The sequence below is a fragment of the Pseudomonas extremaustralis genome (genome assembly GCF_900102035.1).
GTDB lineage: Bacteria > Pseudomonadota > Gammaproteobacteria > Pseudomonadales > Pseudomonadaceae > Aquipseudomonas > Aquipseudomonas extremaustralis.
In genome coordinates, this window is sequence record NZ_LT629689.1 from 1,901,225 (window position 1) to 1,913,702 (window position 12,478).

7 protein-coding genes are annotated in these 12,478 nt (G+C 62.3%); 3 read left to right on the plus strand and 4 right to left on the minus strand.

Features of this window, described 5'->3' with window-relative positions:
- Window positions 1–91: 91 nt before the first annotated feature.
- From BLR63_RS08930 to tpx, 4 genes are all read right to left on the minus strand, one after another.
- Complete coding sequence (locus tag BLR63_RS08930; RefSeq protein ID WP_010567497.1) at window positions 92–3,199, minus strand: efflux RND transporter permease subunit; 3,108 nt, start codon at window positions 3,197–3,199, stop codon at window positions 92–94.
- Window positions 3,196–6,297, minus strand: a complete 3,102-nt coding sequence (locus BLR63_RS08935; protein WP_010567498.1) for an MdtB/MuxB family multidrug efflux RND transporter permease subunit — start codon at window positions 6,295–6,297, stop codon at window positions 3,196–3,198. The genes BLR63_RS08930 and BLR63_RS08935 overlap by 4 nt, the downstream gene beginning before the upstream one ends.
- A complete protein-coding gene (locus BLR63_RS08940) occupies window positions 6,294–7,598 on the minus strand; it encodes an MdtA/MuxA family multidrug efflux RND transporter periplasmic adaptor subunit (RefSeq protein ID WP_010567499.1) in 1,305 nt (434 codons plus the stop codon). The genes BLR63_RS08935 and BLR63_RS08940 overlap by 4 nt, the downstream gene beginning before the upstream one ends.
- A 232-nt stretch (window positions 7,599–7,830) precedes the next feature.
- Window positions 7,831–8,331: a thiol peroxidase gene (tpx, locus tag BLR63_RS08945; RefSeq protein WP_010567500.1), complete on the minus strand. Its 501-nt coding sequence runs from the start codon at window positions 8,329–8,331 to the stop codon at window positions 7,831–7,833.
- 160 nt (window positions 8,332–8,491) lie between these two features.
- Here tpx and BLR63_RS08950 point away from each other — a divergent pair, with 160 nt between their 5' ends.
- The 3 genes from BLR63_RS08950 (at window position 8,492) to BLR63_RS08960 (ending at window position 12,402) form a co-directional block, all read left to right on the plus strand.
- Complete coding sequence (locus BLR63_RS08950) at window positions 8,492–9,781, plus strand: glycosyltransferase (protein WP_010567501.1); 1,290 nt, start codon at window positions 8,492–8,494, stop codon at window positions 9,779–9,781.
- A 72-nt stretch (window positions 9,782–9,853) separates the two neighbouring features.
- Entirely contained in the window at window positions 9,854–10,759 is a 906-nt protein-coding gene (locus tag BLR63_RS08955; RefSeq protein ID WP_010567502.1) for an AraC family transcriptional regulator, read from the plus strand.
- A gap of 320 nt (window positions 10,760–11,079) precedes the next feature.
- Complete coding sequence (locus BLR63_RS08960) at window positions 11,080–12,402, plus strand: ABC transporter substrate-binding protein (protein WP_042947621.1); 1,323 nt, start codon at window positions 11,080–11,082, stop codon at window positions 12,400–12,402.
- Window positions 12,403–12,478 lie beyond the last annotated feature (76 nt).

A 12,478-nucleotide genomic window follows, 5' to 3' on the forward strand; every position in this document is an offset into this window, starting at 1 on the left:
AGCATCCTGGGGAAACGCGGCGTCCTGGTTTTTTTCGCGAGCAAGCTCGCTCCTACAGGGGGACGGAGTGCGTTGGCGTTCAGTGGATCGGTCATAGCGCAGTGTCCAGGGCAGCATCGGTACGCACGCCGCGCCAGGCGTTGAAGCGGTGGCGCGCGCGGTCGAGATAAAGGTAAACCACCGGGGTGGTGTAAAGGGTCAGGATCTGGCTGAACACCAGGCCGCCGATGATGGTCAGGCCCAATGGCTGGCGCATTTCTGCGCCGTCGCCAGAACCGAGCAACAGGGGCAAGGCGCCGAGAATCGCCGCCAGGGTGGTCATCAGGATCGGTCGCAACCGCAGCAGGCAAGCACTGCGGATCGACTCCAGCGGGCCCAGGCCGTCATTGCGCTCCAGTTGCAGCGCCAGGTCGATCATCAGAATCGCGTTTTTCTTCACCACCCCGATCAGCAGGAACAAGCCCAGCAGGGAGATCAGGCTGAATTCGCCGCCCAGCAGGTAGATCGACAGCAACGCGCCGACCCCGGCCGAGGGCAAGGTCGAGAGGATCGTCAGCGGATGGATATAACTCTCATACAGAATCCCCAGCACCAGGTACACCGCCACCAGCGCGCCGAGGATCATGAACGGCTGGCCCTTCTGCGCCGCCGCGAAGGCGTCGGCGGTGCCGGCCATCTTGGCGATCACGTCTTCCGGCAAACCGACCTTGGCGATGGCCCGCTCGATGGCGGCCGTGCCCTGCTCCACCGTGACCCCGGGGGCCAGGTCGAAGGCGATGTTTTCCGAGGCGAACTGGCCTTCGTGGCTGACGCGGTCGTCCGCCAGGCTGTTCTCGTAATGGGCGATGGTCGACAACGGTACCCGCGCGCCGCTGGACGTGATCACCTGCATCTGGTTGAGCGTGATCGGGTCCTGGGCATATTTGGGGTTGACCTCCATCACCACCTGGTACTGGTTGAGGCTGTCGTAGATCGTGGAAATCTGCCGCTGGCTATAGGCGTTGTTCAGCACCGCCGTGACCATATTCATGTCGATGCCCAGGCGCTTGGCCTGGTCGCGGTCGACAATCAGCGTGACCTGGGCGGCCCCGCGGCCCTCGCGGGCGTCGATGGCGGTCAGTTCCGGCAGCGCACGCAGGGCGGCCACCACCTTCGGGTACCACAGGCGCAGTGCCGCCAGATCGCCGCTCTGCAGAATGTAGGAATACTGCGCGCTGGTCTGGTCGCGGCCGCCGCCGAATTGCAGGTCTTGGTCGGCCATCAGGAACAACCGCCCGCCCGGCACCAGCGGCACATCCTTGCGCAATCGCTCGATCACCGCCTGGGCCGAGATCTTGCGTTCAGCGATGGGCTTGAGGCGCACCAGCATCACCGCGTTGTTGGTGCCGTTGTTGCCGCCGATAAAGCCCGCCACGCTGAGCACCGCCGGGTCCTTGAGCACCGCCTTGCGGAAAGTCTCCATCTTCGGCTGCATCACGCTGAACGACAGCCCGTCGTCGCCGCGCACGAAGCCGATCAACTGGCCGGTGTCCTGCTGAGGCATAAAGGTTTTCGGCACCACCACGTACAGCGCCACGTTCACACCAATGGTCAGCAATAGACTGAACAAGGTCAGGCGACGGTGGCGCAGTACCCAGTCCAGGCTGGTGGCATAGCCGGCGACCATGCGCTCGTTGATCGTCTGGCTCCAGCGCTGCAGGCCGGTCATGCGGCCTTTGACGTGGGGTTTGAGCCAGCGGGCGCAGAGCATCGGGGTCAAGGTCAGCGAAACGATCAGCGAAACGATGATCGCCGCCGACAAGGTGATGGAAAACTCGCGGAACAGGTTGGCGATGATCCCGCCCATGAACAGGATGGACAGGAACACCGCCACCAGCGACACGTTCATCGACAGCAAGGTGAAGCCGACTTCCTGGGCACCGAGGTAGGCCGCTTTCATCGGCGGCACACCTTCGTCGATATGCCGGGAAATGTTCTCCAGCACCACGATGGCGTCGTCCACCACCAAGCCAGTGGCCAGGATCAACGCCATCAACGAAAAGTTGTTCAACGAAAAGCCGTACAGGTACATCACCGCGAAAGTGCCCACCAGGGACACCGGCACCGCCAGGGTCGGAATCAGCGAGGCGCGGAAGTTGCCGAGAAACAGGTACACCACCAGGATCACCAGCCCCACCGCGATGAACAAGGTCATTTCCGCCTCGTGCAGGGTGGCGGTGATCACCGGCGAGCGGTCCATGGCCAGGCTGAGCTTGACGCTGGACGGCAGCACCGCCTGCAAAGCCGGCAGTTGCGCCTTGATCTGCCGCACGGTCTCGATGATGTTGGCGCCGGACTGGCGGTTGATCACCAGCAACACCGCCGAATCGTTATTGAAGAAGCCGCTGTTGTAGCGGTCTTCCACGCCGTCGCTGATTTTCGCCACATCCCCCAGGCGCAGGGCCGCGCCGTTCTGGTAGCGAATCAGCAGCGGCTCGTAGTCCTTGGCTTTTTCCAACTGGTCGTTGGCCTGGATCTGCCAGTTGCGCTCGCTGTCTTCCAGGGAACCCTTGGGCCGGCGCTGGTTGGCGTTGGCGATGGTATTGCGCACATCGTCCAGGGCCACGCCGTATTGGTCGAGCGCCTTGGGTTCCAACTCGATGCGCACCGCCGGCAGGGAACTGCCGCCGATCTGCACTTCACCCACGCCCGGCACTTGGGACAGGCTTTGCGAGAGGATGGTCGAAGCCAGGTCGTACAACTGGCCCTTTTGCAGCACGTCCGAGGTCAGCGACAGCACCATGATCGGCGCCTGGGACGGGTTGATCTTCTTGTAGGTGGGCATGCTGCGCATGCCGCTGGGCAGCAGGTTGCGCGAGGCGTTGATCGCCGCTTGCACTTCCCGCGCCGCGCCATTGATATCCCGATCGGAGTCGAACGCCAGGATCACCCGGGTGGAACCCTGGCTCGACGAACTGCTCATGGTGGTGATGCCGGCGATCGCCCCGAAGGAGCGCTCCAACGGGGTGGCGACGGTGGACGCCATCACCTCGGGGCTGGCGCCGGGCAGGCTGGCCGACACCACGATCACCGGGAAGTCGATCTGCGGCAGCGGCGACACCGGCAGCAGGTTGAAGCTGACGCCGCCCAGCAACATGATCGCCAGGCTCAGCAGCATGGTGGCGACCGGTCGGCGGATGAAGGGTCCGGACAGGTTCATGACTCAACCGGCTCCAGGCTTTGCGGCTCTTTGCGCCAGCGCCGGCCGAGGCGGTCGAAATACAGGTAGATCACCGGCGTGGTGAACAGGGTCAAGACTTGGCTCACCAGCAGACCGCCGACCATCACCAGGCCCAGGGGCTGGCGCAACTCGGCGCCGGAGCCGCTGGCCAGCATCAACGGCACCGCACCGAACAACGCGGCCAGGGTGGTCATCAGGATCGGCCGGAAGCGCAGCAGCGCAGCCTGGTAGATCGCGGTCTGCGGGTCGAGGCCCTGGTGGCGTTCGGCGTCGAGGGCGAAGTCGATCATCATGATTGCGTTCTTTTTCACGATGCCGATCAGCAGGATGATGCCGATGATCGCGATCATCCCCAGGTCATTGCCGCTGAGCAGCAAGGCCAGCAAGGCCCCCACCGCTGCCGACGGCAAGGTCGAGAGAATGGTGATCGGGTGGATATAGCTCTCGTAGAGCACGCCCAGCACGATGTACATGGTGACCACCGCCGCCAGGATCAGCAGCAGGGTGCTCGACAGCGACGCCTCGAACGCCTGGGCCGCGCCCTGGAACTGGGTCTGCACGCCCACCGGCATGCCGATGTCCTTCTGCGCCTGGTTGATCAGCTCCACGCCTTTGCCCAGCGCCACGCCGGGCGCCAGGTTGAACGACATCATCACCGCCGGGAACTGGCCGATGTGCGCGATCGCCAACTGCGCCTGGCGCTGTTCCACGCGAGCCAGGCTGGACAAGCGTACCTGGCCGCCATCGGTGGTCTTCACGTGGATCTGGTTCAGCGCCGCCGGGCCCAGGGTTTCCCCCGATTGAGCCTGCAAGACCACGCGGTACTGGCTGGCCTGGGTGTAGATGGTGGAAATCTGCCGCTGGCCAAAGGCGTCGTACAGCGCATCGGTGATGTTCGACACGCTGACGCCCAGGCGCGAAGCCGCATCGCGGTCGATCACCAGGTACACCTGCAGGCCTTTGTCCTGCAGGTCGCTGGCCACGTCGGTGAGTTCCGGCATCTGGCTGAGGGCGTGCACCAGCTTGTCGCTCCACAGCGCCAGCAGTTCGGCGTCCGGCGAGGACATGCTGAACTGGTACTGGGTGCGGCTCACCCGGTCTTCAATGGTCAGGTCCTGCACCGGCTGCATGAACAGGCGGATGCCGACCAATTTGTCGATTTCCGGTTGCAGGCGGGTGATCACCTGGGCCGCGCTCAAATCGCGCTGGCCGTGGGGCTTGAGGTTGATCAGCAGGCGGCCGCTATTGAGGGTAGCGTTATCGCCATCCACACCAATATAGGACGACAGGCTTTGCACCGCCGGGTCGGCAAGGATGATCTTCGCCAGTTCCTGTTGGCGCTGGCTCATCGCCGCAAAGGAAATCGACTGCGGCGCCTCGGAAATGCCCTGGATCACCCCGGTGTCCTGCACCGGGAAAAAGCCCTTGGGCACCACCAGGTACAGCACCACTGTGAGGCCGAGGGTGGCGATCGCCACCAGCAGGGTCAGCGGTTGGTGCTTGAGCACCCACTGCAACTTACGTCCGTAGGCGGCGATCAACCAATCTATCCAGGCGCCGCTGGCCTTGTAGAAGCGGCTCTGTTCTTCCGCCTTGGGGTCGCGCTTGAGCAAGCGCGCGCACATCATCGGCGTCAGGGTCAGGGACACCACCAGGGAAATCAGGATCGCCACCGCCAGGGTGATGGCGAATTCGCGGAACAGCCGCCCGACCACATCGGCCATGAACAGCAGCGGGATCAACACGGCGATCAGCGACAGGGTCAGGGAAATCAGGGTGAAGCCGATCTGCTTGGCGCCCTTGAGTGCGGCGGCCAGGGGCGTCTCCCCTTCCTCGATATAACGCGAGATGTTCTCCAGCATCACGATGGCATCGTCCACCACGAAACCGGTGGCGACGGTCAGGGCCATCAGCGTCAGGTTATTGATGGAGAACCCGGCCAGGTACATCACACCAAAAGTACCCACCAGCGACAGCGGCACGGCAATGGACGGAATGATCGTCGCGCTGAACCGGCGCAGGAACAGGAACGTCACCATCACCACCAGGGCAATGGCGATCAGCAATTCGTGTTGCACATCGGTGACCGAGGCGCGGATGGTCTGGGTGCGGTCGGTCAGCACCGTCACATCGAGGCCGGCCGGCAGGTTGTCGGTGATGCTCGGCAACAGTGCCTTGATGCGGTCCACCACCTCGATCACGTTGGCACCCGGCTGGCGCTGGATATTCAGGAGCACGGCCTGGTTTTCATTGGCCCAGGCGGCGAGGCGTTCGTTTTCGGCACCGTCGACGATCTGCGCCACGTCCTTCAGACGCAGCGGCGCGCCATTTTTGTAGGCCAGGATCAGTTCGGCATATTGTTGCGGCGACACCAACTGATCGTTGGCATCGAGCATCGACACGCGGGTCGGGCCGTCGAAGTTGCCCTTGGGCTGGTTGACGTTGGACGCGGCGATCAGGGTGCGCACGTCCGACAGGTTCAAGCCGTTGGCCGCCAGGGCCTCGGGGTTGACCTTGATGCGCACGGCCTGGCGCTGGCCGCCGGCGATGCTGACCATGCCGACGCCGCTGATCTGCGCGATCTTCTGCGCCATGCGGGTATCGACCAGGTCATTGAGCTTGGGCAGCAGCATGGTCTTGGAAGTGATCGCCAGGGTCAGCACCGGGGTGTCCGCCGGGTTGACCTTGTTGTACACCGGCGGCGCCGGCAAATCCTTGGGCAGCAGGTTGGTCGCGGCATTGATCGCGGCCTGCACCTGTTGCTCGGCGACATCCATATTGATGTCGAGGTTGAAGCGCAGGGTCAGCACCGAGGCGCCGCCGGAGCTGGTGGACGCCATCTGTGTAAGGCCGGGCATTTGCCCGAACTGACGCTCGAGCGGCGCGGTGACCGCACTGGTCATCACATCGGGGCTGGCGCCGGGGTACAAGGTCATCACCCGGATCGTCGGGTAATCCACCTGGGGCAAGGCCGATACCGGCAGCAGGCGGTACGCGATGATGCCGGCCAGGACAATCGCCAGCATGCTCAGCGTGGTGGCGACCGGGCGAAGGATAAACAGCCGCGACAGGTTCATGAACCGACCTTTTGCGCCTTGCCGGCGTCGGTGCCGGTCTCCCCTTTAGCGGCGGGCTTGCCTTGCAGGTGTTCGGTCGGCGTGGCCGGCACTTCGCTGCTGTCATTGACCACTTCGATTTCACTGCCGTCCTTGAGGCGGTCGGTGCCTTCCAGCACCACGCGGTCGCCGGCCTTGAGGCCTTGCTTGACCACGGTGTTGTCGCCGTCGGTGTCGCCGACCACCAGGGGCTGGACCTTGACCTTCTTGTCGCCGTCGAGCACGTAGACAAAGGTGCCGGCATTGCCGAACTGGATCGCCGCCGACGGCGCCAGCACCACGTTATGCAGGGTGTCGGCCAGCAGGTGCACGTTGACGAACTGGTTGGGGAACAGCGCCTGGTCCTTGTTCTCGAAACGCGCCTTGAATTTCAGGGTGCCGGTGGTGACGTCGATCTGGTTGTCCAGGCTGTGCAGCACGCCGGTGGCCTGGCGTTTCACATCGCCACGGTCCCAGGCTTCCACGGGCAGCTTGTTGCCGGCATGGTAACGGGCGAGCACGGTTTCCAGGGTGCTTTCCGGCAAGGTGAAGGCCACGCTGATCGGCTGGGTCTGGGTGATGACCGCAAGCGAGGTGGTGTCGTTGGCCGCCACCAGGTTGCCCACGTCGACCTGGCGCAAACCGACCCGGCCACTGATCGGTGCGCGGATCTTGGTGAATTCGAGGTTGAGCTTGGCGTCGTCCACCGCGCCCTGGTTGGTCTTGACCGTGCCCTGGTATTGCAGGACCAGCGCTTCGGCCGTGTCGAGGGTCTGCTTGGCGATACTGTCCTGGGCGTAGAGGTCGCGATAACGCTGGACGTCGACCTGGGCGTTCTTCAACTGGGCCTGGTTCTGCATCAGCGTGCCCTGGGCCTGGAGCAAGGCGTTCTGGTAGCTGCGCGGGTCGATCTCGGCCAGCAGGTCGCCGGCCTTGACCATCTGCCCTTCCTCAAAGGCGATCTTCACCAGCTCGCCGCCCACCCGGCTGCGCACATTGATGGTGTTGAGCGCCGTCACCGTCCCCAGGGCCTTGTAGTAAACCGGGAAGTCCCCCAGCACCGCCGGCGCCACGCGCACCGGCACCGGGCCGGTGGAACCGCCGAAGCCCGGACGCATCATCCCCGACTTGCCTGTACGCCCGGCCGGTGGCTGCGCGGCGCCATCCTTGTGGCTGCCAGGCCAGAATTTCCAGCACAGACCAGCGATGACCAGCAGCACGAGCAGGCCGAACAGCCAGCGGCGGGAGTTGCGGGGGGAGGATTGCATGGAGTGATCAACCATTGGGCGCGAGAGCTTCTTTTTGGGGAGGCTGAAAGATAAGCACTGAGGCGCGTTAAGAAAAGCGCCTTTACCGGCTATTTACCTTGGGCTTACAACTTTTAACTTTTAACCTTAGTCCATTGCCTAATTTCGCTAAGCACCTGAACGACAAATAAAAACGGCCTGGACTAGGCCAGGCCGCAATCATGTACCACGCGTGTTACTGCAACACGACAGTCATGCGCCGAAACAGTTACTTCAAAACAGCCAGGGCGGCTTCGTAGTTTGGCTCTTGGCCGATTTCAGGGACCAATTCGCTGTGCAGCACGTTGTTATTTTCGTCCAACACCACGACGGCACGGGCGGTCAGAGCCCGGAGCGGGCCGTCAGCAATCGAAACGCCGTAGTCAACGGCGAAATCAGCGTTGCGGAAGTCCGACAGGCTCAACACATTGTCCAGGCCTTCGGTGCCGCAGAAACGCTTCTGGGCAAACGGCAGGTCGGAGGAGATGCACAGCACAACGGTGTTTGTCACTTGGTTGGCCTGGGCATTGAACTTGCGTACCGAGGTGGCGCAAGTCGGGGTGTCGACGCTTGGGAAGATGTTCAGCACTTTGCGCTTGCCGGCGAAAGTGGCCAGGGTTGCATCCGACAGATCGCCGGCGGTCAGGGTGAAGTCTGGAGCCTGGGTGCCGACTGTCGGCAATTCGCCTTCAACCTGGACGGGGTTCCCACGAAGGGTGACTTGGGCCATGAACGGAATCCTTATGCTGGGTTTTGGTTAAACGAATTCGAGAGGCCGAAGTTAACCACAAAGTACCGTGGCGACCTACCGCCCGACACAAATTGTCATGCCATGCGGTTGTGGTTTAATTGCGCGCTTTGCGCCTGCCCCCTCAAGGAAACCTGTGTTGATGAATCGGCCCGCCACCAAAGTCCTGGTCATCGGTTACGTCTGGCCGGAGCCCCGCTCCTCGGCTGCGGGCGGGCATATGATGCAAATTCTCGAGAGCTTTCTTACGCAAGGTTGGGACATTACCTTCAGCAGCCCAGCGACCATCGGCGAACACAAAGCCGATTTGCCGGCACTCGGCATCCGCGAATGCGCGATTGAGCTCAATAACAGCAGTTTCGATGAATTTATCCGCGAACTGGCCCCGGATATCGTGCTGTTTGACCGCTTCATGATGGAAGAACAGTTCGGCTGGCGCGTAGAGAAATGCTGCCCCGACGCCCTGCGCGTGCTGGAGACTTCCGACCTGCAAAGCCTGCGCGACGCACGCCACCAGCGCTTCAAGGACCACCTCAAGGCCCATCCCGACAGCGACGACTTCAGCGACCTGTTCGCCCCGGCCCTGGAAGACGAGTTCCAGCGCATGGCCGACACCGACCTGGCCAAACGCGAAATCGCCGCGATCTACCGCTGCGACATCAGCCTGATGATCTCCGACGTGGAAATCCGCCTGCTCACCGAGCACTTCAAGGTGCCTGCCGCCCTGCTGCACTGGTGCCCGCTGATGCTGCAGCCGCCGGCCGAAGCCTTTGCGCCGTTTGAAGACCGCGCGCACTTTCTCAGCATCGGCAACTTCCGCCACGCCCCCAACTGGGATGCCGTGCTGTGGATGAAGCACAGCCTCTGGCCGCTGATCCGCCGACAACTGCCGGGCGCCCAGTTGCATATCTACGGTGCCTACACACCACCCAAAGCCACGGCACTGCACAACCCGGCCCAGGGCTTTCATGTGATGAACTGGGCCGAAGATGCGCTGCAAGTGATGACCGCAGCAAGGATCTGCCTGGCCCCGTTGCGCTTCGGCGCGGGGATCAAGGGCAAACTGGCGGATGCGATGCTGTGCGGCACGCCGAATATCACCACGCCCGTCGGTGCCGAGGCCATGGGCGACGAGCAACCATGGCCCGGCGCAATCGCCCAGAGCGCCGACGCCCTGGCCACTGCCGCCGTGAGCCTGTACCAGGACCGCGACCGCTGGACCCAGGCCCAGGAAGCCGGGCGCCAACTCCTGGCCCGGCGCTATGACCGGCACATCCACGGGGCCGCGCTGGTGGAATGCCTGCAACAGTGCCGCAGCGATCTTGCCGCCCATCGCCGCGACAACTTCACCGGCAGCATGCTGCGCCACCATGCCCATAAAAGTACGCAGTACATGTCCCAATGGATCGAGGCGAAAAACCGCACCCTATAAACACCGGCGCTGGCGAGGTCGCGCGCGAGGGGGCATTATCCTACGCAGCAACCACAATAAAGCGACGGCAACATGACCCGAGCAACGCGCATCACCGACCCTTCCTACGAGCTGATGGACGATCACAACGGTCTGTCCATCATCTATCGCCAACACGGCTTCCCCTGCCCGCTGGTGCGCTGGCATTTCCACAAGGAATACGAGCTGCACCTGATTATCGCCAGCTCCGGCAAGGTGTTTATTGGCGACTACATCGGCAACTTCTACCCCGAAAGCCTGTTCCTCACCGGCCCCAACCTGCCCCATAACTGGATCAGCCAGGTGGAGGAAGACGAAGTGGTGCCCAAGCGCGACATGCTGGTGAACTTCACCGATGAGCTGTTGGAGCAAGGCAGCCACACTTTCGCCGAGCTCAAGAGCCTGACCCCGCTGCTGGAGCGGGCGCAATACGGTATCGAATTCCGCTGCAAAAAGACCATCAACCAGGCCATGACCTTGATGCAACGCATCGAGGACGCCCAAGGCATGGCGCGCCTGGGGCACTTTTTTATTCTTTTGGAGGTGCTGAGCGCCTGCGAGGACTATCAGTTGCTGTCCAGCGTAGACACCTCGCAACTGGCGGACGAGCACAGCATCGACCGCACCAACCGCGCGGTGGACTACATCTTCGCCCACTACGCGCGGGAGTTGCCGCTGGAGGAAGTGGCGGATTACCTGGGCATGAAGCCGACGTACTTTTCACGGGTATTTAAACAGGCGACCGGGCGCACGTTTATCGAGTTCGTCAATCGGCTGCGCATCAGCAAGTCCTGCGAATTGCTGGCTGACGGCGATAAAGCCGTGACGGACGTGTGCTTTGAGTCGGGGTTCAACAACATCTCCAACTTCAACCGGCGCTTTCAGCAGCTCAAGGGCATGACCCCTTCCCACTATCGGCGCCTGGCTGTCCAGCGGCTGACCGAACAGAATTTGGCCTGAATGGGAAACGGATGCGTTTTTCTGTTGAGCCGGCTTGCCGGCGAAAACCCCACAGACGCCGTGCCCATCCTGGCTTCCCACGTCATCGTTGACGACCTTCGCCGGCAAGCCGGCTCCTACACGGGCGTGCGTTCGGCTGCGAGCGTCTCGGTCGCTTTCAATCGAGTGCAAAAAAGTATCAGTCCCAGTGTTCCCAAGGATTTGTCACAGCCCCATTTGAAGGCTGTAATCAACGCACACTCTTCCTGACAGCTCGTAGGAAGACACAACAACAATAACTGTCCTTCTGCAGCCCCCCGGGCGCGGAAATGGAGTGCGCGATGAAGTTCACAGCAAAAACTCTGCTTGCCTGTTCTTGCATGACTGCATGCATGACCCTCAGCGCCGTCGCCCTGGGTGCGCAAACCCTGACCATTGCCACTGTCAACAACAGCGACATGATCCGCATGCAAAAGCTCTCGAAAACCTTCGAAGCCGAGCATCCAGAGATCAAGCTGAACTGGGTGGTTCTCGAAGAAAACGTGCTGCGCCAACGCCTGACCACCGACATCGCCACCCAGGGCGGGCAGTTCGACGTATTGACCATCGGCATGTACGAAGCCGCACTCTGGGGTGCCAAGGGCTGGCTGGAACCGATGAAGGACTTGCCGGCGTCCTACGACCTTGATGACGTTTTTCCTTCGGTACGTGATGGCCTGTCCGTCAAGGGTTCGCTGTACGCCCTGCCGTTCTATGCCGAAAGCTCGATCACCTATTACCGCACCGACCTGTTCAAGGACGCCGGGCTGAGCATGCCCGAGCACCCGACCTGGACGCAGATCGGCGAATTCGCCGCCAAACTCACCGACAAGAGCAAAGAGCAGTACGGCCTGTGCCTGCGCGGCAAAGCCGGTTGGGGTGAAAACATGGCACTGATCACCACCCTGGCCAACGGCTATGGCGCACGCTGGTTCGATGAGAAATGGCAAGCGCAATTCGACGGCCCCGAATGGAAGGACGCGCTGAACTTCTACGTCGACAACATGAAGAAGTCCGGCCCACCGGGCGCCTCGAGCAACGGTTTCAACGAAAACCTCGCGCTGTTCAATAGCGGCAAGTGCGCGATCTGGGTCGATGCCAGCGTCGCCGGCTCGTTCGTGACCGACAAGACCCAGAGCAAAGTGGCTGACCATGTCGGCTTCACGTTCGCACCGCACGAGAAAACCGACAAAGGCACCTCGTGGCTGTACTCCTGGAGCCTGGCGATCCCCACCAGCTCCAAGGCCAAGGACGCCGCCAAGGTCTTCACCAGTTGGGCCACGTCCAAGGAATACAGCGCATTGGTCGCCAAGACCGACGGCATCGCCAACGTCCCGCCAGGAACGCGCAAGTCGACCTACAGCGACGAGTACATGAAGGCCGCACCGTTCGCCAAGGTGACTCTGGAATCACTGAAAGTCGCGGACCCGACCAAACCAACCCTCAAGCCGGTGCCGTATATCGGCATCCAGTTGGTGACCATTCCTGAGTTCCAGGCCATCGGGACCCAGGTCGGCAAGTTCTTCGCCGGCGCATTGACCGGTCAGCAAACGGTGGATCAAGCCTTGGCCGCCGCGCAGACCACCACCGAGCGCGAAATGAAGCGGGCCGGTTACCCCAAGTAACCCCCGACCTCACCACCGTCAAATGTGGGAGGGGGCTTGCTCCCTCCCACATTGACCGCACTCCGATTCTTGCTCC